This window comes from Curtobacterium sp. MCLR17_054 (genome assembly GCF_003234335.2).
Taxonomy (GTDB): Bacteria; Actinomycetota; Actinomycetes; order Actinomycetales; family Microbacteriaceae; genus Curtobacterium; species Curtobacterium flaccumfaciens.
Map to the genome: position 1 here is coordinate 581746 of NZ_CP126263.1, position 25053 is coordinate 606798.

The 25053-nt window shown below is 70.1% G+C and carries 23 protein-coding genes; 14 read left to right on the top strand and 9 right to left on the bottom strand.

What is annotated here, in order from left to right; all coding sequences use genetic code 11:
* Positions 1 to 25: 25 nt before the first annotated feature.
* The 5 genes from DEJ08_RS02845 (at position 26) to DEJ08_RS02865 (ending at position 5763) form a co-directional block, all read left to right on the top strand.
* A complete protein-coding gene (locus DEJ08_RS02845; RefSeq protein WP_181438911.1) occupies positions 26 to 949 on the top strand; it encodes a beta-1,6-N-acetylglucosaminyltransferase in 924 nt (307 codons plus the stop codon).
* Positions 950 to 970: 21 nt separating this feature from the next.
* A complete protein-coding gene (gene gmd / locus DEJ08_RS02850) occupies positions 971 to 1999 on the top strand; it encodes a GDP-mannose 4,6-dehydratase (RefSeq protein WP_111053820.1) in 1029 nt (342 codons plus the stop codon).
* The gene (locus DEJ08_RS02855; protein ID WP_111053819.1) at positions 1999 to 2970 is read left to right on the top strand and encodes a GDP-L-fucose synthase family protein; all 972 of its coding nucleotides are present in this window, start codon (positions 1999 to 2001) and stop codon (positions 2968 to 2970) included. Before gmd ends, DEJ08_RS02855 begins: the two co-directional genes overlap by 1 nt.
* 35 nt (positions 2971 to 3005) lie before the next feature.
* The gene (locus tag DEJ08_RS02860; RefSeq protein ID WP_111053818.1) at positions 3006 to 4826 is read left to right on the top strand and encodes a DUF4012 domain-containing protein; all 1821 of its coding nucleotides are present in this window, start codon (positions 3006 to 3008) and stop codon (positions 4824 to 4826) included.
* A 379-nt stretch (positions 4827 to 5205) separates the two neighbouring features.
* Positions 5206 to 5763: a hypothetical protein gene (locus tag DEJ08_RS02865; RefSeq protein ID WP_111029789.1), complete on the top strand. Its 558-nt coding sequence runs from the start codon at positions 5206 to 5208 to the stop codon at positions 5761 to 5763.
* Between the two features lie 69 nt (positions 5764 to 5832).
* Here the strand turns inward: DEJ08_RS02865 and DEJ08_RS02870 are convergent, their stop codons facing one another.
* On the bottom strand, positions 5833 to 6297 hold the full coding sequence (locus DEJ08_RS02870) for a VanZ family protein (RefSeq protein ID WP_111053817.1): 465 nt from the start codon (positions 6295 to 6297) through the stop codon (positions 5833 to 5835).
* A gap of 259 nt (positions 6298 to 6556) precedes the next feature.
* Between DEJ08_RS02870 and DEJ08_RS02875 the strand changes: the two genes are divergently transcribed.
* The 3 genes from DEJ08_RS02875 (at position 6557) to DEJ08_RS02885 (ending at position 13093) form a co-directional block, all read left to right on the top strand.
* A complete protein-coding gene (locus tag DEJ08_RS02875; RefSeq protein WP_071248415.1) occupies positions 6557 to 6886 on the top strand; it encodes a hypothetical protein in 330 nt (109 codons plus the stop codon).
* A 101-nt stretch (positions 6887 to 6987) separates the two neighbouring features.
* Positions 6988 to 7317: a hypothetical protein gene (locus DEJ08_RS02880; protein WP_217499688.1), complete on the top strand. Its 330-nt coding sequence runs from the start codon at positions 6988 to 6990 to the stop codon at positions 7315 to 7317.
* Positions 7318 to 7615: 298 nt separating this feature from the next.
* On the top strand, positions 7616 to 13093 hold the full coding sequence (locus DEJ08_RS02885; protein ID WP_181438910.1) for an Ig-like domain-containing protein: 5478 nt from the start codon (positions 7616 to 7618) through the stop codon (positions 13091 to 13093).
* Between the two features lie 86 nt (positions 13094 to 13179).
* Here the strand turns inward: DEJ08_RS02885 and DEJ08_RS02890 are convergent, their stop codons facing one another.
* Positions 13180 to 13911 (bottom strand): SOS response-associated peptidase, encoded by a 732-nt coding sequence (locus tag DEJ08_RS02890; protein WP_110864292.1) that lies wholly within the window; start codon positions 13909 to 13911, stop codon positions 13180 to 13182.
* Between the two features lie 108 nt (positions 13912 to 14019).
* Positions 14020 to 14655, bottom strand: a complete 636-nt coding sequence (locus DEJ08_RS02895; RefSeq protein WP_111053814.1) for a hypothetical protein — start codon at positions 14653 to 14655, stop codon at positions 14020 to 14022.
* A 238-nt stretch (positions 14656 to 14893) separates the two neighbouring features.
* On the opposite strand from DEJ08_RS02895, the gene DEJ08_RS02900 reads away from it, so the two are divergent.
* The 3 genes from DEJ08_RS02900 to DEJ08_RS02910 are packed head-to-tail and all read left to right on the top strand — an operon-like array spanning position 14894 to position 16704.
* Positions 14894 to 15319 (top strand): organic hydroperoxide resistance protein, encoded by a 426-nt coding sequence (locus tag DEJ08_RS02900; RefSeq protein WP_027465016.1) that lies wholly within the window; start codon positions 14894 to 14896, stop codon positions 15317 to 15319.
* Between the two features lie 10 nt (positions 15320 to 15329).
* Positions 15330 to 15716 (top strand): YchJ family protein, encoded by a 387-nt coding sequence (locus tag DEJ08_RS02905; protein ID WP_111053813.1) that lies wholly within the window; start codon positions 15330 to 15332, stop codon positions 15714 to 15716.
* Positions 15717 to 15750: 34 nt separating this feature from the next.
* Positions 15751 to 16704 carry an SDR family NAD(P)-dependent oxidoreductase gene (locus tag DEJ08_RS02910; protein ID WP_111053812.1) on the top strand — a complete coding sequence of 318 codons (954 nt, stop codon included), beginning with the start codon at positions 15751 to 15753 and terminating at the stop codon, positions 16702 to 16704.
* A gap of 26 nt (positions 16705 to 16730) precedes the next feature.
* On the opposite strand, the gene DEJ08_RS02915 is transcribed toward DEJ08_RS02910, so the two are convergent.
* Positions 16731 to 17597 carry a shikimate dehydrogenase family protein gene (locus tag DEJ08_RS02915; RefSeq protein WP_111053929.1) on the bottom strand — a complete coding sequence of 289 codons (867 nt, stop codon included), beginning with the start codon at positions 17595 to 17597 and terminating at the stop codon, positions 16731 to 16733.
* A gap of 73 nt (positions 17598 to 17670) precedes the next feature.
* Here DEJ08_RS02915 and DEJ08_RS02920 point away from each other — a divergent pair, with 73 nt between their 5' ends.
* Complete coding sequence (locus tag DEJ08_RS02920; protein WP_217499705.1) at positions 17671 to 18663, top strand: iron-siderophore ABC transporter substrate-binding protein; 993 nt, start codon at positions 17671 to 17673, stop codon at positions 18661 to 18663.
* Between the two features lie 127 nt (positions 18664 to 18790).
* On the opposite strand, the gene DEJ08_RS02925 is transcribed toward DEJ08_RS02920, so the two are convergent.
* Positions 18791 to 19195 carry a DUF1304 domain-containing protein gene (locus DEJ08_RS02925; RefSeq protein ID WP_111024254.1) on the bottom strand — a complete coding sequence of 135 codons (405 nt, stop codon included), beginning with the start codon at positions 19193 to 19195 and terminating at the stop codon, positions 18791 to 18793.
* A gap of 60 nt (positions 19196 to 19255) precedes the next feature.
* On the opposite strand from DEJ08_RS02925, the gene DEJ08_RS02930 reads away from it, so the two are divergent.
* Together DEJ08_RS02930 and DEJ08_RS02935 are read left to right on the top strand one after the other, a co-directional pair.
* The gene (locus DEJ08_RS02930; RefSeq protein WP_111053811.1) at positions 19256 to 19579 is read left to right on the top strand and encodes a chorismate mutase; all 324 of its coding nucleotides are present in this window, start codon (positions 19256 to 19258) and stop codon (positions 19577 to 19579) included.
* Positions 19576 to 20664, top strand: coding sequence for a lactonase family protein (locus DEJ08_RS02935; protein WP_111053810.1), 1089 nt, complete (start codon positions 19576 to 19578; stop codon positions 20662 to 20664). Before DEJ08_RS02930 ends, DEJ08_RS02935 begins: the two co-directional genes overlap by 4 nt.
* Positions 20665 to 20680: 16 nt before the next feature.
* On the opposite strand, the gene DEJ08_RS02940 is transcribed toward DEJ08_RS02935, so the two are convergent.
* From DEJ08_RS02940 to purS, 4 genes are read right to left on the bottom strand one after another with little or no spacing between them, the layout of a single operon-like run.
* Positions 20681 to 21601, bottom strand: coding sequence for a 2-hydroxyacid dehydrogenase (locus tag DEJ08_RS02940; protein ID WP_111053809.1), 921 nt, complete (start codon positions 21599 to 21601; stop codon positions 20681 to 20683).
* A gap of 13 nt (positions 21602 to 21614) precedes the next feature.
* Positions 21615 to 23996, bottom strand: a complete 2382-nt coding sequence (gene purL / locus DEJ08_RS02945) for a phosphoribosylformylglycinamidine synthase subunit PurL (RefSeq protein WP_258366985.1) — start codon at positions 23994 to 23996, stop codon at positions 21615 to 21617.
* A 17-nt stretch (positions 23997 to 24013) separates the two neighbouring features.
* The gene (gene purQ / locus DEJ08_RS02950; RefSeq protein ID WP_027465024.1) at positions 24014 to 24709 is read right to left on the bottom strand and encodes a phosphoribosylformylglycinamidine synthase subunit PurQ; all 696 of its coding nucleotides are present in this window, start codon (positions 24707 to 24709) and stop codon (positions 24014 to 24016) included.
* 5 nt (positions 24710 to 24714) lie between these two features.
* On the bottom strand, positions 24715 to 24966 hold the full coding sequence (purS, locus tag DEJ08_RS02955; RefSeq protein ID WP_017886272.1) for a phosphoribosylformylglycinamidine synthase subunit PurS: 252 nt from the start codon (positions 24964 to 24966) through the stop codon (positions 24715 to 24717).
* Positions 24967 to 25053: the final 87 nt, after the last annotated feature.

Sequence of the window (25053 nt, forward strand, 5' to 3'; positions counted from 1 at the left end):
CCCTCTCGATCACGAAGGGGCGGCTGTGAAACCGATCTTCCTCGTCTACACCTTCCAGGACGCGGAACACCTCCGGGAACTCGTCGAAGCGCTGTCACCGTACGAAGTGATCGTGCACGTTGACGCGAAGGTCGATCTGTCCCCGTTCGCAGTCGCTGTCGAGGACTGTGCCAACGTCCGAATGGTGAGGGACAGGGTGCAGGTCAACTGGGGTGGCTACTCGCAGGTCCGTGCGATCCGAGCCCTCGTTCGGCACGGACTCGAGTTCGCGGACGACGACGACTACCTCGTCCTGCTCTCCGGGTCTGACTACCCACTCCGTACCGTCGACCACTTGATTGCCCACCTGGAGGAGCACCAGGGTCGGCAGTTCCTCCGCGCATTCGAAATCTCGGCGAGTGAAGAGAAGTACCGTAGTCAAGTCGACCGGCATCACCACCGTGACATGCGTCTCTTGTCGACCCGGACCGGTAACAAAGCTCTCCGAAAGCTCCGTAACGGGATCATCCGGCTCATCGACGGCCCCTTCAGCGTGAAGCAACCTCCGGCTCTCCCGGGCGGGCTGCGCGTTGGTCACGGCGGTACGCACTTCGCGGTGACAGCATCGTGTCTCCGCGAGATGGAAGCCCTGGTAACGCCGGAAATCGAGCGCTACTTCGCAGCGATATTCTGCCCGGAGGAAAAGTTCTACCAATCCCTGGTCATGTGCACCCGCTTCGCTTCGGCGACGCCAGCAGGCGGCTTCGAGGACTACGTCGGCCCGGGGAACTGGCGATACGCCAACCTTCACCTGATCGACCCGACTCTCATCCGGGTGTTCACCGAAGAGGATTGGCCGGAAGTGGCGTCCTCCGATGCCTTCTTCATCCGGAAGATCGTGACCGGACCGAGCACCGGTCTTCGCACCAAGATCAAGACCGAGCGGCTGACGGCCGCGCGCTCCAACTAACGACGTGAGGACGGGAACCAGTTGCCCAAGAAGGCCTTGATCACAGGCATCACCGGACAGGACGGCTCGTACCTGGCCGAGCTGCTGCTCCGGAAGGGGTACGAGGTGCACGGACTCATCCGTCGTGCGTCCACGTTCAACACCTCGCGGATCGACCACCTGTACGTGGACCCGCACAACCCCGACGCCAAGCTCTTCCTGCACTACGGGGACCTCGGCGACGGTGCGCGGCTCGTCAGTCTCCTCAGCGAGCTGAAGCCCGACGAGGTCTACAACCTCGCGGCGCAGTCGCACGTGCGGGTCTCGTTCGACGAGCCGGAGCACACCGGTGACGTGACCGGTGTCGGCACGATGCGCATGCTCGAGGCCGTCCGGGTGTCCGGCATCCACACGCGCTTCTACCAGGCGTCCTCCTCCGAGATGTTCGGCGCGACCCCGCCGCCGCAGAACGAGGAGACGCCCTTCTGGCCGCGTTCTCCGTACGGTGCCGCGAAGGTCTACAGCTACTGGGTGACCCGGAACTACCGCGAGGCCTACGGGATGTTCGCGGTCAACGGCATCCTGTTCAACCACGAGTCACCGCGTCGCGGTGAGACGTTCGTCACCCGGAAGATCACCCGCGCGGTCGCTCGGATCAAGGCTGGCCTCGAGGACCACGTGTACCTCGGCAACCTCGACTCCGTCCGCGACTGGGGGTACGCCGCTGAGTACGTCGAGGGCATGTGGCGGATGCTGCAGGTCGACGAGCCGGACGACTTCGTGCTGGCGACCGGTGGCGACTTCACGGTCAAGGACTTCCTCACCACCGCGTTCTCGCACGCCGGGCTGAACTGGGAAGACCACGTCCGGTTCGACGAGCGTTACCTGCGACCGAGCGAGGTGGACGCCTTGGTCGGCGACGCCTCGAAGGCCAAGGAGAAGCTCGGTTGGGAGGCGACCGTCGACACCGCCGAGCTGGCGAGGATCATGGTCGACGCCGACATCTCCGCCCTCGAGCACGAGGGCCGTCCCTGGATCGACACCGTCCGTCTCGAGAGCTGGGGTTCCTGATGACCACGACCGACTTCACCCCCGGTCCGATCGATCGAGCTGACCGCGTCTACGTCGCGGGGCACCGCGGCCTGGTGGGTTCGGCGGTCTGGCGCAAGCTCGAGTCGGAGGGCTTCACCGACGTGGTCGGACGGACCTCGTCCGAGCTCGACCTGAAGGACCGCGGCGCGGTCTTCGCCTTCTTCGCGGACCAGCAGCCGAAGCACGTCGTGCTCGCCGCCGCCAAGGTGGGCGGGATCATGGCGAACAACACGTACCCGCACGATTTCCTGAGCGAGAACCTGCAGATCCAGGTCAACGTGATGGACGCCGCGGTGGAGCACGGTGTCGAACGGCTCGTGTTCCTCGGCTCGTCCTGCATCTACCCGAAGATGGCCGAGCAGCCGATCCACGAGGACGCACTGCTCACGGGCCACCTCGAGCCGACGAACGACGCCTACGCCATCGCAAAGATCGCCGGCATCCTGCAGGTGCAGGCCGTCCGTCGGCAGTTCGGCCGCCCGTGGATCTCGGCGATGCCGACCAACCTCTACGGCCCCGGCGACAACTTCTCGCCGACCGGGTCCCACGTCCTGCCGGCGCTCATCCGCCGGTACGACGAAGCCGCTCGCAGCGGTGCATCAACCGTTGAGAACTGGGGGACCGGGTCGCCTCGTCGTGAGTTCCTGCACGTCGACGACATGGCGGCGGCGGTGTTCCATCTCATGGAGCACTACGACGGTCCTGACCAGGTCAACGTCGGTACCGGGTCGGACGTCACGATCAAGGAGATCGCCGAGACGATCGGCAGGATCGTCGGGTTCGAGGGCGAGACGGTCTGGGACACCACCAAGCCGGACGGGACCCCGCAGAAGCTGCTCGACGTGTCGAAGCTGGCGGATGCCGGTTGGACGGCACAGATCGGCCTCGAGGACGGGCTCCGCAGCACCGTCGACTGGTACCGCGAACACGCGGACTCCGTCCGTCAGTGACGGGTGTGGGACGTACGGAACCGTAGGATCGCCTCATGTCCGACCAGCCCGAGTCGCGACGCACTGCAGTACGCCGGGGGTCCAGGGCCCGGATCGTCCTGTGGGTCGTCCTTGCCCTTGTCCTGCTGCTGATCCTCGCCGTCGCCTGGGTCGGTGTCCGCGGCATGCTCGCAAAGGGGCACCTGGAGCGGGCCGTCGGGGACGTCGACACCCTCCGGTCGCAGCTGACCAGTGGTGACACCGGCGCCGCGCAGAAGACCGCGAGGCATCTCGAGGACGAAGCAGCGTCGGCTCGATCACTGACCGGCGACCCCGTGTGGGGCGCAGCACAGTCCGTACCCTTCTTCGGGACCAACCTGCGGGCCGTGCGCGACATCTCGGTGATCGTCGACGACGTCGCCAGCGATGCCGTCCGTCCCGTCGCCGGCGTCATCGACGGCCTCGGGTCGGATTCGTTCGCGCCGAAGAACGGCAAGATCAATCTCCAGCCGATCGAGGACGCGCAGCCGGCGGTCGCCGAGGCCACGAAGACGCTCGAGCAGGCTCGTGCCGACGCGGCGCGGATCGACACCAGTGGAACGCTGTCGCCGGTCACCACCGCCGTGGGACAGCTGCGGAACGCGCTGTCGTCAGCGTCCGAGCAGGCGGTGGCGGCGAACCGCATCGTGCAGCTCGCGCCGGCCATGCTCGGTCACGACGGGCAGCGGCGGTATCTGCTGCTCTTCCAGAACAACGCCGAACTGCGAGCCGGGGGAGGTATCCCCGGTGCGGTGGCGGCGCTCGACGCGAAGGACGGGTCGCTCCGTCTGTCGGCCCAGGCCTCGAGCGGGGACTTCGGGCCGTACGACGAACCGGTCCTGCCACTGACGGCTGACACGCGTGGGCTCTACGGGGAGATCACCGGGGAGTACATGCAGGATGTCACCCTCACACCACGCTTCGACGTGTCGGCAAAGCTCGCGCGGGAGATGTGGAAGCAGAAGTTCGGCCAGCAGGTGGACGGCGTGCTCGCCATGGACCCGGTGACACTCAGCTTCATCCTCAAGGCGACCGGCCCCGTGCAGTTGCCGACCGGAGACACTCTGAACTCCGACAACGCGGTGCAGCTGCTGCTCAGCGACGTCTACGCCAAGTACCCCGACCCGGCGGTGCAGGACGCCTTCTTCGCGTCCGCCGCCAGCGCGGTGTTCGCCAAGGTCTCTTCTGGCGGATTCGACGCGAAGGCATTCGTGTCGGCGCTGACGCAGAGCGCTGACGAGGGCCGTTTGCGGCTCTGGAGCGCCGACAAGGCGGAGCAGCGCCGCATCAGCGGGACTCCGGTCGCGGGCGAACTACCGACGGCCAGCGTCGACTCGAACCAGTACGCCGTCTACCTGAACGACGGCACCGGCGCGAAGATGGACTACTACCTCCAGAAGCGCGTCTCCGTTGGCAGTTCGGTGTGCCGGAAGGACGGACGACCGACGTCGGTCGTCGAGATCACCGTGAAGAACGCGGCACCGGCCGATGCCGCGACGACCCTGCCGCGCTACGTCACCGGGGGCGGTGACTTCGGCGTGGAGCCCGGCAAGATCAAGACCCTGCTCGCTGCGTACGCGCCCGAGAACGCGATCTTCCTCGGCGCCACGAAAGACGGCAAGACCACTCCGGTGCAGACAGCGACCGACGGCGGGCACCCGGTGGCCCAGCTGCAGACCCTGCTCGCCCCCGGCGAGAGCCTGACCTACCGCGTCGCGTTCCTCGGCGAGGCGAAGTACGCGAAGGCGGGGGTGCAGGCGAACTCGACTCCTGGCGTCCGGCAGACCGAGACGAAGCCCCTCACGTTCGACTGCGAGCAGCCGCTTGCCGCGGGCTGACAACGGAACCTCCGCAAAACGAACCGAGGGTGAGCCCCCACTCCGAGGGGCAACGCGCCAACCTGTCCGGGTGCAAAGGCCCTTGATCGGACGCACAGCGTGCTCTGGTTCACACCGCTGGGGCCTCTCAACTGGGGTTTCGGGTGTGTGAAGCCTCGATGGACCGACGGTAGAGCCGGGCGACGGGCAGCGGACGTGGATGAACACACGTCGACCAATGAACAAAATCCACGTGATCTGGTATCAAGCTGGGAAACTCCGCTAGATTGAGACAACTTCGCCATAACAACCGCCATTTCTGTGGCTGGGGTCAACCACCGGCGAACAGCGGGCTCTGGGTGTCAGGGTCTGGATTTTCAGATCTTTAGGGGAACCATTCATGAAGAAGCTCATCGCAGCGGTGGTGCTGGCTGGCGCCGCACTGCTCGCCACTCCGGCCGTCGCCAACGCCGCCGGTTACACGCCTGACTCCGACGTCTCCGTCTCCGGCACCGCCGTTGCCGGTGGCACCGCTTCGGTGAACTTCACCGAGGGTGCGTTCCAGGACAACGAGACCGTCAACGTCCAGGTCACCGGTGCCGGTGCGGTCACGCTCGGCGCGCTGCCGACCACGACCGTCTCGAAGACCTACACGGCCGCTTCGGACGGCTCGCTCGTCGTCAAGGTCACGTTCCCCCAGGGCGCCTCGGGTACCTACAACCTGACCGCCACCGGCGCCACCTCGGGCGTCGTCGGCTTCGCGGCCTTCACCGTCGCCCCGGCTGACGCTGCTGCGGTTCCCGCAGCCGGCGCTGGCAACGGCACCGACGGCACGCTGGCCTTCACGGGTTCGACCGTCTCCGCCCTGGCCCTCTGGGTCGCCGGCGGCGCAGTCGTCCTCGGTGGTGGCCTCCTGCTGGTCCGCGGCTCGGTCCGCCGCCAGCGCGAGTCCGTCTGAGTCTCGACACACTGAACGAAGCCCCCGGAGCATCTGCTCCGGGGGCTTCTTCGTGTCCGGGGATCGTCCTCAGCGACGCCGGGCCGCACGGCTGAGCAGCAGCACGCCCACCACGGCCCCCAGGAGCGCCCCCACGCCGTTCGCGACGACGTCGTCGATGGTCGCGGTGCGGGCGGGCAGGAATAGCGCCTGACCGGTCTCGATGCACGTGCTGACGACGAGCCCCGCGGCGATGACGGCCCACCACCAGCGGGCACCGGCGAGCAGCACCACGAGCAGGCCGAGCGGCACGAAGTAGACCACGTTCGCCAGGGACTCCACGGTGGCGTAGTCGATGCGCTCCGGCAGGCCGTGACGGTGCGCGGCTGCGAGGACACGGGTGAGCCACGGGGCCCCTGCGGCGTCGACGGGGGAGCCCCAGAACCCGACGAGCGCCAGGGCGACGCCGTAGGCGATCGCCAGCCCCGTCGCGAACCGACGGCTGCGCCAGGTGGCCGGGGCGCGGTCGTCGACGCGGGGCTTGTCGGAGGTCACGTGCCGACGCTAGCGAGTCGCGCCTCCAGGCAGATGTCCGCACCATCTCGTCCCCCGATCGCGGCGATCCGGAAAACGAGTACCCCGATCCTGGCGCTGTACCCCGGAAGTGCGACGCACCTGCCCGGAAATCCGGGGCTGCCCGATGGATGGCATTGACGAAACCCGTGAATCGACGGGCCTGGCTGGCGATCCCCTCGGCACTTCTCGTAGCGTTCTGGTGTCAGCAGATGTACCCCGGATCGTGAAGGAGAGCGACATGAGCATCACCGTGAACAACGCGACGCAGGCCGAGGTCACCCTCGACACCGACACCGTGGACACCATCGCGATCCTCGAGGCCGATGCAGCGCTCTCCTCGCGCCCCAAGCGCGCCAAGGTCACCTGGGTGCAGGAAGACCAGGGCGAGTGGATCGCCGGCTACGGCGGGTACTTCGGCGGCAGCGTCGACAAGCGCGACGACCGTTACGTGGCCTCCGACACCTTCGGGCTCGTCGTGGGCGAGTTCTCCTCCCTGGAGGAGGCACAGACCAAGCTCGAGGACCAGCTGCACGTCATGCTCCCGCCGGTCATCCGGCCGGTCGAGTGACGACGACGGACACCAGCTCCACCGGCGTCGATCGCGACGCCCGCACCACCCGGAACCACCGGCACCACCCAGTACGCAGCAGAGCACGAAGGAGCAGCACCATGAGCACGACCGTCGCCCACCGCCAGCAGGCCGAGGTGACCCTGGACACCCAGACGATCGAGGTCATCGCCGAGATCGAGGCCCAGGTCGTGGCTCCCGTGCAGGCAGCCCCCGTCCGCATCTCGTGGGCCCAGGCCGACACCGGCCTGTGGGTCGCGAACTACGGCGGGTACTACGGCGGCACCGTCGACCGTCAGGGCACCCACTTCTTCGTCTCCGACACCTTCGGTGAGTACGTCGGGGACTTCCGTTCCCTCGACGAGGCGAAGGCGCGCCTGTCCGAGCGCCTGCACGTGCTGCTGCCGGACGTGATCCGTCCGACCGCGTGATCCACTGCTGATCGCTCGGTGATCCTCGAACCCCCGCCGGCCTGCCGGCGGGGGTTCTTCCGTGCGCCCGGGGCGCGAACGGGTCGCGACGGTGGACCGAGACGTGCCGGACCGCCGCGTACCCCCTGAACGAGTGGTCCCCCCTATTGGGGACCCGGATTGTCCCCATCCGAACACGAGGAACTGCCAGGATCAACCTGGCGCCAACGACCGTTCTCGCTGATCCTCCGGTCGGTCTCGGTGCCCGCATCGTCTCGACCCGAAAGTGATCATGCAGCGTACGAACCCGGGCACCGCTGTGCCCAGAAGCCGTCCCGGCCTGCGCGCCGTCGCCATGCTCGGCGCCGCGCTCCTCGCCGGCGTCGGTCTGACCCAGGCCGTCGTGGCCGACCCCGCCGCCGCAGCCGGCGCGCTCGCCTGCGACCAGAACACGCTGTACGGCATCAACACCGCCGCGAACCAGCTCGCCGCCATCGACGCCACCACCGGTGCCGTCACGAACGTCACGAGCATGGCGCCGGGCGACAACGCCCTCGCGGTCGCCCGCAACGGTGTCGCCGCGTACGCGTCGATCAACAACGGCAACACGATCACCGGGTACGACGCGGTGAACGATGCCCGGATTGCCGACGTGACCGCCGCGGACCCGAACGGCAGCCACCAGCTGCTCCGTGGTGCGATCAACCCGGCGACCGGCATCTACTACTACGCGAGCGGCGCGAACCCCGCGTACCTCGGTGCGTACGACACGAAGACCGGCGCGAAGATCGGCCAGGTCGGCACCATCGGCAACCTGCTCACCAACAAGAACGGTGACATGGCGTTCAGCACCCGCGGGCTGCTGTTCGTCGTCACCGGCAACGAGATCCGTCGTGTCGACACCGAGACGGTCCCGACGACCGCGGGCACCACGGCTCTGACCACCTCGAAGGTCGCGACCCTGCCGATCGACGCGAGCACGAGCGGCAGCCCCGGCATCGCGTTCTCGTCCGACGGCTACCTGTTCGCCTCGGTCGGCTCCACCATGTACAAGATCGATCCGGGTTCGGGCGCGCAGGTCAGCACGTTCACGATCGCGAACGGCTACGCACCGAGCGACCTGGCGTCCTGCAACTACGCCAACACCCTGGCGGCGCAGTCGAGTGTCGATCAGCGGTGGAGTCCGTCCGACCAGTTCGGCCTGGCGGTGACCGGCGGCGGCGTCTCGACGGGCAACACGGCCACCACCAACGGCACGGCCGCCGGCACCCAGCCCCAGAAGGCGGGCGCGGTCCTGTCGACTCCGAACAAGACCTACACGGCCCGCCAGACGGCGGTGGGCACCACCGACCCGTCGAACTACACGACCACGTGGAAGGCCGTGAACCTGAACAGCGACGCGGTCGTCGCCAGCGGCACCGGCACCACGGGGACCTTCACGTTCCCGGCGGCCACCACCGCGGACGGCACGGACGTCCTGGTCACCTTCACGAACACGCTGAAGGCCACGCACGTCACCACCAGCAGCGACACCGCTACGACCCCCACGGGCACGGCGCTGTCGGTGTCCGCATCCTCGGGCGTGCTCGCGAACGACCAGGGGACCGGCCTGTCCGTGGTCTCGAACACCACGCCGGCCCACGGCACCGCCACGGTCGCGGCCGATGGCTCGTACACGTACACCCCGGCCGGCGGGTTCTCCGGCTCGGACACGTTCCAGTACACGGCGAAGGACTCGTCGGGGCAGACCTCGACCAGCACCGTGACCGTCACCGTCGCACCGAAGGGCTCCGACGACGCCTACAGCGTGCACGCGGGCACCGTGCTCACGGTGAACGCCGCGGAGGGCGTCCTGACGAACGACCGCGGGTCGGACCTGACCCTCACCGGTCACGGTCGGCCGTCGCACGGTCTGGTGAAGATCGGCTCCGACGGGTCGTTCTCCTACGGCGCCGACAAGGGGTACTCCGGCTCGGACTCGTTCACGTACACCGCGAAGGACGGCTCCGGCGCGACCGTCACCGCGACGGTGCGACTCACCGTCCTGCCGACCGCGACGGCCGATGCCGTCACCGCGACGGCCGGGTCATCGACGACCGGCAACGTGCTCGACAACGACCTGGGCACCGGCCTGACGGTCACGGGCAACAGCACCCCCGCGCACGGTTCGGCGACGGTGCGTCCGGACGGCTCGTACTCGTACACCCCGGCCGCCGGGTTCTCCGGCACCGACTCCTTCACGTACACCGTGACCGACGGCAGCGGCGGGACCGACACCGTCACGGTGACCGTGCAGGTCGTCCCTGCGGCACAGGACGACACCGTCAAGGTCGCCGCGGGCGGCACCGCCACCGCCGGCACCCGGGCGACCGGCGTGCTCGGCAACGACTCCGGCACCGGGCTCACCGTGGCGTCGAACACGTCCCCCTCGCACGGTGCGCTGACGCTCGACAAGGCCACCGGCACCTTCACGTACAAGCCGGCCGAGGGCTACTCCGGCCCCGACGCGTTCACGTACACGGCGGTCGACGGCTCCGGTTCGCCGAGCACCGCGACCGTCACCATCACGGTCAACCCGACCATCGGTGCCGACACCGCGTCGACGGACTCCGGCACCCCGGTGACGATCGACGTGCAGGCCAACGACCGTGGCTCGGACCTCGAGACCACGATCGTCACCGATCCGTCCCACGGCACGGCCGTCGTCGCAGCGGACGGCTCGGTCGAGTACACGCCGACCGCCGGAGCGTCCGGCACCGACTCGTTCACCTACACGGTGACCGACGGCAGCGGTGTCACCACCGGTGCGGCGACCGTCACGATCACCGTGCGGCCCGTCGCGACCGCCGACACGGTGTCGACCCGGGCCGACGAGGCGCTGACCATCGACGCCGCCACCCTGACCGGCAACGACCGGGGCACGGGGCTGACCGTGACCGACGTGACCGCAGGCGGGGCCGCCGGCAGCGGCACCGGCAACAGCACCGGCGAGACCGGCGCCGCCCGCGGTACCGTCGCCCTCGACCGTGCCACCGGCCGCGTCGTCTACACCCCGGCCGACGGCTTCTCGGGCACGGACACCTTCACCTACACGGTGGTCGACGGAGCAGGTCGCTCCACCACGGGCACGGTCACGGTCGTCGTCGGCCCCCGCGCCACGGCCGACACCGTCACCGCCACGGCCGGCTCGACGCTGACCGTCGCGAAGGGCGACGGCGTGCTCGCGAACGACCGGGGCACCGGCCTGACCGCGGCCGTCGACCAGCAGCCCGCACACGGCACGGTCGAGCTCGCCGCGAACGGCTCGTACACGTACACGCCGAAGGACGGCTTCTCGGGCACGGACACCTTCACCTACACGGCGACGGACCCTGCCGGCCGCACCACCACCGGCACCGTGACGGTCACGGTCCGCCCCGGCACGGAGCCCGACACCATCACGGTCGCGGCGGGCGGCAGCACCACGGTCACCTCCGGCGCCCTGACGGGCAACGACCACGGCACCGGCCTGACCGTCGTGTCCGTCACGGACGGCAAGAACGGCACCGCGACCCGCAACGACGACGGCACGATCACGTACACGCCGAAGGACGGCTTCTCGGGCACGGACACCGTCACCTACACGGTGACGGACCCGTCGGGCACCACGAACACCGGCACCGTGACGGTCACCGTCACCCCGGTCGCGGGCGGCGGATCGACCTCGGCCGAGGCCGACGCCACCACCACCGTGCCGGCCGGCACCGGACTGCTCGACGGTGCGAAGGGCACCGACCTGGCGGTCACCGACCACACCAAGCCCTCGCACGGTGACGTGACGGTCGACGAGGACGGCTCGTACACGTACAAGCCCGAGCCGGGATACTCCGGCCCGGACGGGTTCGACTACACGGTCACCGACGGCTCCGGCGGGACGACCACGGGCACCGTGACGATCGTCGTCGCCCCGAAGGCCGCCGCGGACACCACGACGACGAGCGCCGCGACCCCGGTCGACGTCGCCGTCACCGGCAACGACTCGGGCACGAAGCTCGCCGTCACCGCGGTCTCGAAGCCCGGCCACGGCACCGCGACGATCACCGGCAGCACGACGCCCGGCGGCACCGGCGGCGGCGCAACCGGCCCGACCGGTGCCAGCTCGGTCACGTACACGCCCGCCGACGGGTTCTCCGGCACGGACACGTTCACCTACACGGTGACCGACCCGACCGGCGGCACCGCGACGGCGACCGTCACCGTGACCGTCACGCCGACCGCGGTCGCCGACGCCCTGCGCACCGCGGCGAACACCGCGCTGCCGATCAGCGGCGCGACCCTGACCGGCAACGACCGCGGCACCGGTCTCGCCGTCACCGCGCACGGTCGCGCCGAGCACGGCACCGTGACCGAGGGCACCGAGCCCGGCTCGCTCGTCTACACCCCGGCGAAGGGCTTCTCCGGCGCGGATACGTTCGAGTACACGGTGACCGACGGCGCCGGACGGACCTCGACCGCGACGGTCACGGTCGTCGTCGGCGTCGCCGCGGTCGACCACTGGCACACCATGTCGACGAACCGCAGCATGCGCATGACCGCCGACAAGGGCGTGCTGGTCGGTGACTCCGGTCGTGGGCTCTGGGCCGCCATGGAGACGAAGCCGTTCAACGGAAAGCTGTCGCTCGAGAAGGACGGCTCGTACGTCTACACGCCCACCTCGAACTGGTCCGGTCGTGACTGGTTCACCTACTCGGCCAACGATGCCGACGGCACCGCGGCGTTCGCGCGCGTCGTCATCGACGTCGCCCCGGCCGCGAAGGACGACAAGGCCTCGACCACGGCTGGCAAGACGGTCCGGGTCGCCGGCCACGGCGTGCTCGGCAACGACCACGGTGACGCCCTGACGGTCGTCGCGGTGGGCCAGGCCCGTCACGGCACGGCCTCCATCGCCGCCGACGGCACGTTCGTCTACACCCCGGCGAAGGGCTTCTCGGGCACGGACACCGTCACGTACCGTGCGCAGGACTCGATGGAGCAGCAGGTCGACGCCACCGTCACGATCACGGTCGGCATCGCCGCGGCGGACGACTCCGGGCACACCGTGTCCGGCACGCCCGTCACCCGCGACGCCCGCCACGGCCTGCTCGCCGACGACCAGGGCGCCGGCCTCACCGCCGCCCCGGCCCGGAAGCCCGCCCACGGAACCGTGACGATCCAGCGGAACGGCGCGTACGTCTACACGCCGGCCGCCGGCTTCACCGGCACGGACACCTTCACCTACACGGTGACGGACGCCTCGGGGCAGACGGCCACCGCCACCGCGACCATGACCGTGGTCGCCGCGGCGGTCGCCACCGACGACTCCGCCACCGGGATCGTCGGACACCGGGTCGTCGTGGATCCGCTCGACAACGACTCCGCCACCGGCGGCGCCACGTTCGAGCCGGGCACGCTGCACCTGCTCCACCCCGAGTCCGGCACACCGACCGACCGCGTGGTCGTCGCCGACCAGGGCACGTGGACCATCCGCGACGGCCGGGTCGTCTTCACCCCGCAGGAAGGCTTCACCGGAACCACCTTCGTCGGTTACGAGGTCACCGACAGCGCGGGACAGACGGTCAGCGCGACCGTCACGGTCCGGTTCCCGACCGGGCTCGCCGCGATCGTGCACGACACCGAGCTCGCCTTCACGGGCGTGACCGGGCTGGTCGGCCTCGGGCTCGCGGCACTCGCGCTCATGCTGGCGGGCGTGCTCCTGGTGACCCGACGACGGATCGCGGTCCGCGTCGCGCCGGGCATCCGCCGCAGCGCACGTCCGTAACAGGGCACCGGACTGGAGGCCCGGATCACCGCATCAGACCCGCTGCGGTGATCCGGGCCTGCTGTCTGCGCGCGGGGCGCGACCGCCTACGCGACGGGCGCGATGAGCTGCGGTCCGTCGTTCCGCACGCTGTTCACCGTGCGGGAGACCTCGTACTGCGCAAGGCCCGCGGCCACCGCCAGCGACTCGTGGTCGAGCAGGGCAAGCAAGTCGTCTGACCGGAGGTCGCCGCCGAGCCAGTCGTCGTAGCCGTCGGGCGTCAGGAACGCCGGCATGCGGTCGTGGACCTCGCCCGGGGCGACGTGGGCGTCACGGGTGATGATCGCGAGCGACAGCCGCCACTTGTCCGGGTCGCCCTCGGGCTTCGTGGGGTCGGGCCAGGCACTGACCACGCCGGCCATCGCCAGGGCGCCGCCGGGTTCGTGCACGAAGTGGGGTTCCTTGCCGTCCTCGCGCACCACCCACTCGTAGTACCCCTGCGCCGGGACGATGCAGCGGTTCGTGGCGAAGGCCCGCTTGAACATGCCGCTCGTCGCGACCGTCTCGATGCGGGCGTTGATCGGCTTCGGGCGCTGCTTCTGGAAGTCCTTCGCCCAGCTCGGCACGAAGCCCCAGCTGATCTGCGGCAGCTCGCGTTCGCCGTGCCGCTGGCGGACGGCGTACACGGGGTCGGTCGGGGCGACGTTCCAGCTCGGGGCGAGGCCGGGGTGCACCTCGCCGGTGTCCTCGTCGACGTGCTCGGTCCGGGCGGCGAGCTCGCCCATGAGCTCGGGCAACAGATCGGCCGTGGTGTCGGAGACGACGAACCTTCCACACATGTGCCCAGTGTGCCCGTCGCCGCCGACAGTGGTGCGCGTCGGGGTGCGCCGTTCACGCTTCGTGAGCAGGAATGGTCGCGTGCCCCACAGCAACTCGACCCCTTCTGCTCACGAAGTGGGGCGTGCGGGGGTCTCGGGTGCGGGTGCGGGCTCGAGGGAATCGGCGGCCAGGCGGGCTCGTTCGGAGCGGCCGAGGCGGACGACGTACTCCGACAGCCCGATCGTGTACACCGCGATCAAGAGCACCTGGAACCCGCTGGCGGCCCCGAGGACGAACGCCCCGAGGACGGCGACGAGCCCCGAACCGAGCAACGGTGTGACGCGGGCGAGCATGCCGATCAGCCCCCGCCGCAGGAGGACGGTGTCGGTGCGGACGATCTCACGGTGCTCCGGCAGGACCGGCACGGGTCGACGCTGCACGTACAGCTGCGTGGCACGCCGCGCTGCGAGCTGCCACGAGGGCCGCACCTGCCGACCGTTGATCGTCGTCGAGGGGTCCGGCGGCCGCCACGTCGGGATGCACGCGAAGGTGAGCAGCCCGACGCCGAGCGCCAGCAGCACCATCGCGACCACGCTGCGGACCGGGGTGGTCCCCGTCCAGTCGACCCGGGCCTCCAGGACGGCCATGCCGACCAGCGCGACGACCGCCGCGATGCCGGACCACAGAGCAGCACGGCGGACGCGTGCCGGATCCAGCACGTCCGTGACGTGCCGGCGGAAGACCTGCCAGCCGAGCGTGAACATCAATCATGTCTACCCGGTGCTGGTGCGGGGTGCCCGCGCGCTTTGCGTTCAGTGAGCAGAAGATGTCGGGTGCGGGCGGGGGACCCGACATCTTCTGCTCACCAAGCGACGCGCTCGCACACGCCGCCCCGCATCCCACACCCGGACACGCCCGAGCGCTGCGCGCCCGGAGCCGCCGCACCCGCGACGTGATGCTGCCGCTCAGGATTCGTCCAGGCGAGCACGGTGACCTCGGACCATGAGTCTCGACATCGTCTACACCGCCGCTGCCCACGCCACCGGAGGCGGCCGCGACGGGCACGTCCGCAGCGAGGACGACCGGCTCGACCTCGACACCCGCCCGCCCAAGGAGATGGGCGGCAGCGGCGAGGGCACCAATCCCGAGCAGCTCTTCGCCGCCGGGTACGCCGCGTGCTTCCTCGGTGCCCTGCACGCCGCCGGCAAGGAGCTCGAGGTCGACACCACCGGCGCCGAGGTCTCCGCCGAGGTCGGCATCGGCGGCACCGGCAACGGCGCCTTCGGCCTCGCCGTGGAGCTCGACGTCTACGCCCCGAACGCCCCGCAGGAGCAGCGCCAGCGCCTGGCCGAGCGTGCACACGAGATCTGCCCGTACTCGAACGCCACCCGCGGCAACATCACCGTCACGCTGTCCATCGTCGACTAGCGTTCGGCCGGTGGTCACCGACACGACGCGCTGCCCCTGCCTGAGCGGCAACCCCTACGGCGAGTGCTGCGCCCCCCTGCACGCCGGGGCCGTCGCGCCGACCGCGGAACGTCTCATGCGCTCCCGCTTCAGCGCCTTCGCGCTGGGCCTGCCGGAGTACCTGCTGCTCACCTGGCATCCGCGCACCCGCCCGGCGGGTCTCGAGTTGGACCCGACCCAGCGCTGGACCCGCTTGGACGTGTTGGCGACCACCTCGGGAGGCCCGTTCGACTCCCACGGCACCGTCACGTTCCGCGCGTGGTGGCGTTCCGACGACGAGCGCGGCACGCTCGAGGAGACGAGCGACTTCGTCCGCGAGCAGGGACGATGGTTCTACGTGGACGGCGTGGTCGCCTGACGACTGCGCACCGCGCCAGCTGACAGGAGCCCACATGCCCGCACGCGACCTCACCCGCTTCGGTGACCGGACCACGGCCGCCGAGGTCGTCGACGGCCTCGACCTGACGGGGCGCACGGCGATCGTCACCGGCGCTGCGTCCGGCATCGGCGTGGAGACCTCCCGAGCACTCGCCGGAGCCGGGGCACGCGTGACGCTCGCGGTGCGGGACGTCGATGCCGGCCGACGGGTGGCGGACGACATCGCCCGGACGACGGGGACGGAAGCGCCGGCCGTCCTGGAGCTGCACCTGGACCGTCCGGCTTCCGTCGAGGCCTGCACCGCAGCGTGGTCGGGGCCGCTCGACGTGCTCGTCGCCAACGCGGGCATCATGGACGCACCCGAGTCGTACATGCCCGCCGGGTGGGAGTCACACTTCGCGACGAACCACCTCGGGCACTTCGCCCTCGCGCTCGGGCTGCACGACTCCCTGGCCGCCTCGGGTTCGGCACGGATCGTCTCGGTGTCGTCGAGCGGACACGGTGGTTCGCCCGTCGTGTTCGACGACCTGTTCTTCCGCCGGCGTCGCTACGAGCCCGGACTCGCGTACGGACAGTCGAAGACCGCCAACGTGCTGTTCGCCGTCGCTGCCGGCCGCCGGTGGGCCGCCGACGGCATCACCGCGAACGCCCTCATGCCCGGCGGGATCTGGACCGGGCTGCAGAAGCACTGGGACCCGGAGGTCCTGGCCGCCACGAAGATCGCCGCGGCCGATGCCGTGAAGACCCCGGAGCAGGGAGCCGCGACCTCGGTCCTGCTCGCCACCGCACCGGAACTCGACGGGGTCACGGGCCGGTACTTCGAGGACTGCCACGAAGCGGCGGTGGTGGAGCGGATCGAGGACGGCCTGCACGGCGTGCTGCACTGGGCGCTCGATCCGGACCAGGCCGATCGGCTGTGGGACGTCTCCGTCGCGCTGCTCGACGCCGAGGCGCGGTCCCGCGGCTGACCGCGGGGCGCCAGCGTCGTCGTCGGCTAGCTGCCGATGACGGCGGGCAGGTCGACCGCGGTGCGCATCGCCCGGCGGACCCCGGCCTCGTCGGGGAGTAGCTCGTCCTCGTCACCGGTCAGGAAGAACCGGATCTGTCCGATCGCCTGCTCGGTGAGCATGTCGAGGCCGTTCAGCACGCGGCCCCCGGCGTCGGTCCAGCGGCTGGCGACCGCGGTGGGCCACGGTTCGTAGGCGACGTCGAACAGCACGGCCTCGGGCCCCGACGGACCGAACTCGAGCGGGTCAGCTGCACCGCCCGGCAGCGTCGAGAGGACGAACCCGTGGTGCGTGCCGGCGAGTTCGGTCAGGGGATGCACCTCGAGCGTCACCCCGAGCCGGACGGCCAGGTCGACCAGCGCACGCGTCTTCGCGGTGTCGCGGACGAACACCCGGACGAGCGACGCCCCGAGCCGGACGGCAGCGGTCAGGGCGCTCGCCGCGGTGGCTCCGCCGCCCAGGATCGTGGCCTCGCCGGGCAGGTGTCCGAGCGCCTCGACCGGGCGGACGAGGCCCTGCACGTCGGTGTTCGCGCCGGCTCGGACGATCGTGGAGCCCTCGTGGCGGAACGCGACCGTGTTGGCGACCCCGAGCTCGTCGACGAGCGGAGTGGTGCGGTCGAGCAGCGGTAGCACCTCGCGCTTGAGCGGCATCGTGAGGCTCAGCCCACGCCATTCCGGACCCAGCCCCGCGACGAACGCGGCGAGCTCGCCGGACGCGACCTCGTGCCTCCCGTAGGTGAAGGGCAGGTCGAGCGCATCGTAGGCCGCAGCGTGGAGCGTGGGCGAGAGCGAGTGCGCGATGGGGGAGCCGAGCACCGCGAGGTGCGTGCGGCCTGGATCGGTGAACGCCACGGTCACCCAGCCTAGCCAGCCGTTTTCCTGCGCACCCCGTTAGGTTAGGCTACCCTTCGTGAACCGTTCTCCCTTGCGTCTCCGACGCGTGCTCGCCGCAGCCGGCGCCGTCGTCGCAGCGTCCCTCGTCCTCGCCGGCTGCGCGTCCGGCTCCGGCTCCTCGACCGACTCGGCGTCGTCGGGGTCGTCCGATGCCGCGTTCCCGGTCTCGATCACGACCGGCCTCGGCACCACCACCATCGAGTCGGCACCGAAGCGCGTCGTCGCGCTCGGGTGGGGGGACGCCGAGACCGCGCTCGAGCTCGGTGTGCAGCCGGTCGGTGCGAGCGACTGGCTCGCGTTCGGCGGCGACGGTGTCGGTCCCTGGCTCAAGGGTGCGTACGACAAGTCGCCGAAGATCATCCAGACGCTCGAACCGAGCTACGAGGACATCCTCAAGCTCAACCCCGATGTCATCCTCGACGTGAAGTCCTCGGGTGACAAGGAGCGGTACGACAAGCTCTCCGCGATCGCGCCGACCGTGGCGATCCCGAAGGGCGGCGCGAACTACCTCGCGTCGACCGAGCAGCAGACGACCATGATCGCGAAGGCGCTCGGCAAGGAGTCCGAGGGCAAGAAGCTGCTCTCCGGCCTCGACGACGCCTACGCCGCAGCACGCAAGGCGCACCCGGACTTCGAGGGCAAGACGGCCGTCGTCGGTGCCTACAGCTCCGAGGGCTTCGGGGCGTACGCCTCCACGGACAGCCGTTCGACCTTCATGCGGAACCTCGGCTTCGAGATCCCGAAGGCCATCGACGAGCAGGCCGGCAAGGAGTTCTCCGTGCACCTGTCCGACGAGAACCTCGACCTGCTCGACGCCGACCTGACGCTGATCCTGCCGATCTACGTCGACGCGTCGGAGGCCTCGTCGAACAAGCTGTTCCAGAAGGTGCCGTCGGTCGAGGCCGGACACTCGATCGTCTTCGACGACAAGGACGTCTCGTCCGCGTTCTCGATGGGCACCACGGCTGCGATCGAGTGGGCGCTCGACAAGCTGCCGGCGCAGTTCGAGGAGAAGCTCGGCTAGGGCTGGTCGTCGCTGCTGGCCGGTTCCGCTGGTCAGCACCGCTGGTCAGCACCGCGAAAGCGACAGGGTGCCGCCGATGTTCGGTGGCACCCTGTCGCTTTCGCAGTTCGGGGGAGGGTGAGCTGGGCTAGACGCCGATGGTGGAACCCAGCAGCGCGAAGAGCAGCGCGATCAGGGGGAGCGTGCCCTGCTTGAACGCGGAGTTGACGTACTTGCGACCCGAGCCGATCAGGATCACCGCGGCACCGAGCATGCTCGCGGTCGAGAACACCACGAGGGTCCAGCCGCTCACGGTGTTGCCGGCCAGCACGAGCACGACGCCGAGGATCGCCCCGATCGCCAGGAACAGGTTGTAGAAGCCCTGGTTGAAGGCGAGCGAACGGGTCGCCACGGCTTCGGTCTCGGAAGCGATGCCGAAGATCCGGCGCGCTTGCGGACTGGTCCAGATGACCGATTCGAGGAAGAAGATGTACACGTGGATGAGGCCCGCGAGGACCGCACAGACACCCGAGATCACCAGCAGGACCGACATGTGCACATTCTCGCAGCAGCGGGCCGGGTTCCGCTGCACGTCCGCCAGTAGGCTCGGACCATGAACGACGACGTCACCCTGTCCGAGGCCGACGCGAGCGCCGTCGACGAACTGCGGAGCATCCGGCAGAGCATCGACAACATCGACGCCGCCGTGATCCACATGCTCGCGGAACGCTTCAAGTACACGCAGCGCGTGGGGCACCTGAAGGCCGAGTCGGGCATGCCCGCCGCCGACCCGGACCGCGAACGGATCCAGGTCGCACGGCTCCGGTCGCTCGCCGCCGACTCCCACCTCGACCCCGCCTTCGCCGAGAAGTTCCTCAACTTCATCGTCGCCGAGGTCATCCACCACCACGAGCGCATCGCGGGCCGCGACGAATGAGCGCCGAGCTGCCGTCGCTGCTCATCGGTTCGTACACGGCGACCGGTGGCGGGAACGCCACGGGCATCTCGCTGGTCGACGCCGGACCGGTCGGAGCCGTTCCGGCACCCCGGACCGTCGCGGTGCTCGACGACCCCTCGTTCCTCGCCGTCTCGGGTGACCGGGTCTACGCGGTCTCCGAGACGAACGACGGTGCCGTGTCGGCCTTCCGGCTGCAGGGCGGCGCACTCGAACACCTGTGGGACGCCCCCGCCGGCGGAGACGCCCCGTGCCACCTGCGGGTCGACCCCTCGGGCGCGCTCGTCGTCACGAACTACGTCTCGGGCACGGTCACGGCGATCTCCCTCGCGCCGGCCGAGTCACACGCGGCGTCGGTGACCGCCAGCGACGGCGTGGTGCTGCACGGGGACGCCGACCAGCGTTCGGTGCCGGCCGAGGCCGTCGCGGTCGCCGTGCTGCCCGACGCCACGGGTCCTGACGACGACCGCCAGGACGGCCCGCACGCCCACCAATCGATCGCCACCCCGGACGGCACGGTGCTCGTCGCCGACCTCGGCGGCGATGCCCTGCACGAGTTCCGCGTCACGGTGTCGGCCGACGGGGTCCCCGCCATCGAGGCACTCCGCGTGCACCACGTGACACCCGGCGCCGGCCCGAGGCACATGGCCTGGGTTGACGGTGACCTGCTCGTCGCCGGTGAGCTCGACGGGCGTGTGCACCGCCTGCGCCGCGACGACTCCGGGTCGTTCGTGACGATCGCTGCCGTGCCGACGTTCGACGGTGCGGTGGGGGAGTCGCTGCTCAGTCACATCGAGGTCGACGAGGCCGGCCGCGTGTACGTGGCTGTGCGCGGGCGGGACCTGCTCGTGGTGCTCGACGCTCGTGACGGCGGGCTCGCCGTCGTCAGTTCGGTGCCCTGCGGTGGGGTCTGGCCGCGGCACTTCGCGCGGGTGCCCGGGTTCGTCCTGGTGGCGAACCAGATGTCCGACGCCGTCGCCGTGCTCCCGCTCGACGCCGAGGGCATGCCCGGCGAAGCCGTCGCGCAGATCCCGGTCGGCACGCCGACGTGCGTCGTCCCGCTCTGACGCCGGGAACAGCCGGCTAGAACTCGATCAGGTTCTCGAACGGGCGACCCTCGGCCAGTGCGGCGACCTGCTTGCGCATCAGCTCGATCGACCGCGGCACGCTCAGGTCGGTGTTGCCGCCGACGTGCGGGGTGAGCACGGTGTTCGGCGTCGTCCAGAGCGGGTGTCCGGCGGGCAGGGGCTCCGGGTCGGTGACGTCGAGGGCCGCGAACAGCCGCTCCGACCGCAGTTCGGCGACCAGGGCGTCGGTGTCGACGACCTTGCCGCGCGCCACGTTCACCACGAGGGCACCGTCCGGCAGCGCCGCGAGCAGCTCCGCGTCGACCAGGCGTTCGGTCTCGGCGGTGAGCGGCGCGATGAGCACGAGGACGTCGGTCGTCTGAGCCAGCTCGGGCAGCTCGCCGAACGCGTGCACGTGCCGGCCGTCCTGCTCGCGCGCGGTCCGGGCGACCACGGTCACCTCGGTGCGGAACGCCTCGAACCGGGTGGCGATCGCGGACCCGATCGCCCCGTAGCCGACGACGGTCACCCGGCGGTCGGCGAGCGATCGGGTCTCGCGGGCGTCCCAGACGCCGTTGGTACGGTCGATCTGGAACGCCGAGATCTCACGGAGCGACGTCAGCGCGAGGCCGACCGCGAGCTCGGCGGTCTCGTCGTCGTGGATGCCGCGACCGTTCGCCAGCTGCGCGTGACCGGGCACGTGCGGGACGGCGTGCTCGTACCCGGCGCTCGGCAGCTGCAGCAGCTGGAGCTCGGGCAGGTCGTGCACGAACTGCCAGCGGTGCCGCCCCTCGAAGTAGAACGGCAGGAACGTGATCGCGACGTCGTCCGGGCGACCGTACGGCGACTCGACGTCCCAGACGTCCAGCTCGATGCCGTCCGGCACGGGGCCGAACCGGTCGACGAGCTCGGCGAAGGGCAGGGTGACGATCGACATCCGCGACCCGGGCCTAGGCGTCGGTGCGCGGCGAGAAGGCACCGTCGGAGTCGAGCGGCCCGCGGCCGACGTACCCCTCGGTGACGTCCTCGACGATCACGTCGCCGAAGCGGGCCGGCAGCGTCGCGGCGTGGGTGCCGCGCAGCTCGTCGACCGTGGCCTCGAACGCGCCCTGGACCTCGAGCGTGCTCGACGTTGCGTCGGTCACGCCGATGCGCAGCACCGGGAAGCCCCGGCCGTCGCACATGCCCTGGAACCGCACGTCGTCCTCGCGGCGGACGGTGACGATGACGCGACCGGTCGACTCGGAGAACAGCGCGGTCGCGGTGTCGATGCCGTCGCGGGTCTCGAGCTCGTCGAGGACCACGCGAGCGCCGATGCCGAAGCGGAGCACCGACTCGGCGAGGGACTGGCCGAGGCCGCCGTCCGCCAGGTCGTGCGCGCTGGTGAGCAGCTGCTCGCCGGACGCCGCGTACAGCAGCTCGGCGAGGGCCTTCTCGCGCTCGAGGTCGACCGCCGGCGGACGCCCGCCCAGGTGCCCGTGCACGGTGCCGGCCCACGCGGAACCGTCGAGCTCGAGGCTCGTGGTGCCGAGCAGGTAGATGTTGTGGCCGTCGTCCTGCCACCCGGACGGCACGCGCTTGGCGACGTCGTCGATGATGCCGAGCACGCCGACGACGGGCGTCGGGTGGATGGGGGTCGAGCCGGTCTGGTTGTAGAACGACACGTTGCCGCCGGTGACCGGGATGCCGAGCTCCATGCAGCCGTCTGCCAGGCCCTCGACCGCCTCGGAGAACTGCCACATGACCTCGGGGTTCTCGGGGGAGCCGAAGTTCAGGCAGTCGGTGACGGCGGCGGGGACGGCACCGGTGACGGCGACGTTGCGGTAGGCCTCGGCCAGGGCCAGACGTGCACCCTGCTTCGGGTCGAGCTGGCAGTAGCGGCCGTTGGCGTCGGTGGCGATCGCGACACCGAGGCCCGTTTCCTCGTCGACGCGGATCATGCCGCCGTCGTCGGGGAAGGACAGCGCGGTGTTGCCGAGCACGTAGGTGTCGTACTGGTTCGTGACCCAGTTCTTCGACGCCAGGTTCGGCGAACCGAGCAGGCTGAGGAACTGTGCCTTCAGCGCGGGGCCGTCGGCCGGTCGGTCGAGCGAGGCAGCGGTGTCGGCCTGCAGCGCGTCGATCCAGGTCGGGTAGGCGACCGGGCGGTCGTAGACCGGGCCGTCGACGGCGACGGTGCGCGGGTCGACGTTCACGATCTCCTGGCCCTGCCAGTCGATGATGAGTCGGCCGGTGCCGGTGACCTCGCCGAGCACGCTGGTCTCGACCTCCCACTTGCCGACGACGCTGAGGAACTCGTCGAGCTTGTCGGGGCGGACGACCGCCATCATGCGCTCCTGGCTCTCCGACATCAGGATCTCTTCGGCGGTGAGCGTGGGGTCGCGGAGCAGGACGTCGTCGAGCGAGATGTGCATGCCGCCGTCGCCGTTGCTCGCGAGCTCCGAGGTGGCGCAGGAGATGCCCGCGGCGCCGAGGTCCTGGATGCCCTCGACCAGGTCCTTCTGGAACAGCTCGAGGCAGCACTCGATCAGGACCTTCTCGGCGAAGGGGTCGCCGACCTGCACGGCCGGACGCTTGGTCGGGCCGCCCTCGGTGAAGGTGTCGGACGCCAGGATCGACGCGCCGCCGATGCCGTCGCCACCGGTGCGGGCACCGAACAGGACGACCTTGTTGCCGGCACCGGACGCGTTGGCCAGGTGCAGGTCCTCGTGGCGCAGGACGCCGACCGCGAGGGCGTTGACCAGCGGGTTGCCCTGGTACACCGGGTCGAAGTAGGTCTCGCCGCCGATGTTCGGCAGGCCGAGGCAGTTGCCGTAGAACGAGATGCCACCGACGACGCCGTGCACGACGCGCGCGGTGTCCTCGTGGTCGATCGCGCCGAAGCGGAGCTGGTCCATCACGGCGACGGGGCGGGCGCCCATCGAGATGATGTCGCGGACGATGCCGCCGACACCGGTGGCCGCGCCCTGGTACGGCTCGACGTAGGACGGGTGGTTGTGCGACTCGACCTTGAAGGTCACCGCCCAGCCGTTGCCGACGTCGACGACACCGGCGTTCTCGCCCATGCCGACCATCAGGTTCTTCGTCATCTCCGGCGTGACCTTATTGCCGAACTGACGGAGGTAGTTCTTCGAGGACTTGTAGGAGCAGTGCTCGCTCCACATCACCGAGTACATCGCCAGCTCACCCGAGGTGGGGCGGCGGCCGAGGATCTCCTTGATGCGGGCGTACTCGTCCGGCTTCAGGCCCAGCGCGTCGTACGGCTGCTCCTTGTCGGGGGTGGCTGCCGCGTCCTGCACGGTGTCGGGCTTCGGGCGAACGGGTGTCGTCACGGTGTCGTTGTTCCCTGTCACTTGACGAGCGCGTGCTCGATCACGGAGGTGAAGAAGGTCAGGCCGTCGGTGCCCGAGGCCATCGCAGCGGGGGTGTCCGGGCCGAACCCGGCCTCGGTCGCGTGCTCGGGGTGCGGCATCAGGCCGACGACGTTGCCGCGCTCGTTCGAGACGCCGGCGATGTCGTCGATGGAGCCGTTCGGGTTCACGCCGACGTAGCGGAACACGACCTGGCCGTTGTCCTCGATGCGCTTGATGGTGTCGGCGTCCGCGACGAAGCGGCCGTCGGCGTTCTTCAGCGGGATGGTGATCTCCTGCTGGGCGCTGAAGCCGGAGGTCCAGGCGGTCGCGGTGGTCTCGACGCGGAGCTTCTGGTCGCGGCGGATGAACTGCTGGTGCGCGTTGCGGGTGTGTGCGCCGGGGACCAGGCGGGCCTCGGCCAGCATCTGGAACCCGTTGCAGATGCCGAGCACGGGCATGCCCTTGCCGGCGGCGTCGATGACCTCGGCCATGATCGGGGCCTTCGCGGCGATCGCGCCGGCACGCAGGTAGTCGCCGTACGAGAACCCGCCGGGCAGCACGATGGCGTCGACGCCCTGCAGGTCGTGGTCGCCGTGCCAGAGGGCGACGGGGTCGGCACCGGCGAGACGGACGGCGCGCTGAGCGTCGCGGTCGTCGAGCGAGCCGGGGAACGTGATGACGCCGATGCGCATCCGGGTCACTGGCCTTCGACGGTCACGGACACGACGTCCTCGATGACCGCGTTCGAGAAGACGTCGGCTGCGATGTCGCGGACCTCGGCGAGCTTGGCGTCGTCGACGGGGCCGTCGACGGTCACCTCGAAGCGCTTGCCGATGCGGACGTTGGTCAGGTCGGCCTTGCCGAGGCGGGCCAGGGCGTTGCCCACGGCCTTCCCCTGGGGGTCGAGGATCTCGGCCTTGGGCATGACCTCGACGACGATCGTTGGCACGTGTTCTCTCCAGCACTTCAGGGGTGGGGGGACGCGACCAGTCTACGGGGCGCGCGCGACACGCCGGGACGGCCACGGGCCTCCAGG

Bases quoted from the DNA above. Each gene is read 5' to 3' on its own strand.
- DEJ08_RS02855 (WP_111053819.1), top strand. From the start codon at position 1,999: ATGACCACGACCGACTTCACCCCCGGTCCGATCGATCGAGCTGACCGC.
- DEJ08_RS02860 (WP_111053818.1), top strand. From the start codon at position 3,006: ATGTCCGACCAGCCCGAGTCGCGACGCACTGCAGTACGCCGGGGGTCC.
- DEJ08_RS02865 (WP_111029789.1), top strand. From the start codon at position 5,206: ATGAAGAAGCTCATCGCAGCGGTGGTGCTGGCTGGCGCCGCACTGCTC.
- DEJ08_RS02875 (WP_071248415.1), top strand. From the start codon at position 6,557: ATGAGCATCACCGTGAACAACGCGACGCAGGCCGAGGTCACCCTCGAC.
- DEJ08_RS02880 (WP_217499688.1), top strand. From the start codon at position 6,988: ATGAGCACGACCGTCGCCCACCGCCAGCAGGCCGAGGTGACCCTGGAC.
- DEJ08_RS02890 (WP_110864292.1), bottom strand. From the start codon at position 13,911: ATGTGTGGAAGGTTCGTCGTCTCCGACACCACGGCCGATCTGTTGCCC.
- DEJ08_RS02895 (WP_111053814.1), bottom strand. From the start codon at position 14,655: ATGTTCACGCTCGGCTGGCAGGTCTTCCGCCGGCACGTCACGGACGTG.
- DEJ08_RS02900 (WP_027465016.1), top strand. From the start codon at position 14,894: ATGAGTCTCGACATCGTCTACACCGCCGCTGCCCACGCCACCGGAGGC.
- DEJ08_RS02910 (WP_111053812.1), top strand. From the start codon at position 15,751: ATGCCCGCACGCGACCTCACCCGCTTCGGTGACCGGACCACGGCCGCC.
- DEJ08_RS02925 (WP_111024254.1), bottom strand. From the start codon at position 19,195: ATGTCGGTCCTGCTGGTGATCTCGGGTGTCTGTGCGGTCCTCGCGGGC.
- DEJ08_RS02930 (WP_111053811.1), top strand. From the start codon at position 19,256: ATGAACGACGACGTCACCCTGTCCGAGGCCGACGCGAGCGCCGTCGAC.
- DEJ08_RS02935 (WP_111053810.1), top strand. From the start codon at position 19,576: ATGAGCGCCGAGCTGCCGTCGCTGCTCATCGGTTCGTACACGGCGACC.
- DEJ08_RS02940 (WP_111053809.1), bottom strand. From the start codon at position 21,601: ATGTCGATCGTCACCCTGCCCTTCGCCGAGCTCGTCGACCGGTTCGGC.
- purQ (WP_027465024.1), bottom strand. From the start codon at position 24,709: ATGCGCATCGGCGTCATCACGTTCCCCGGCTCGCTCGACGACCGCGAC.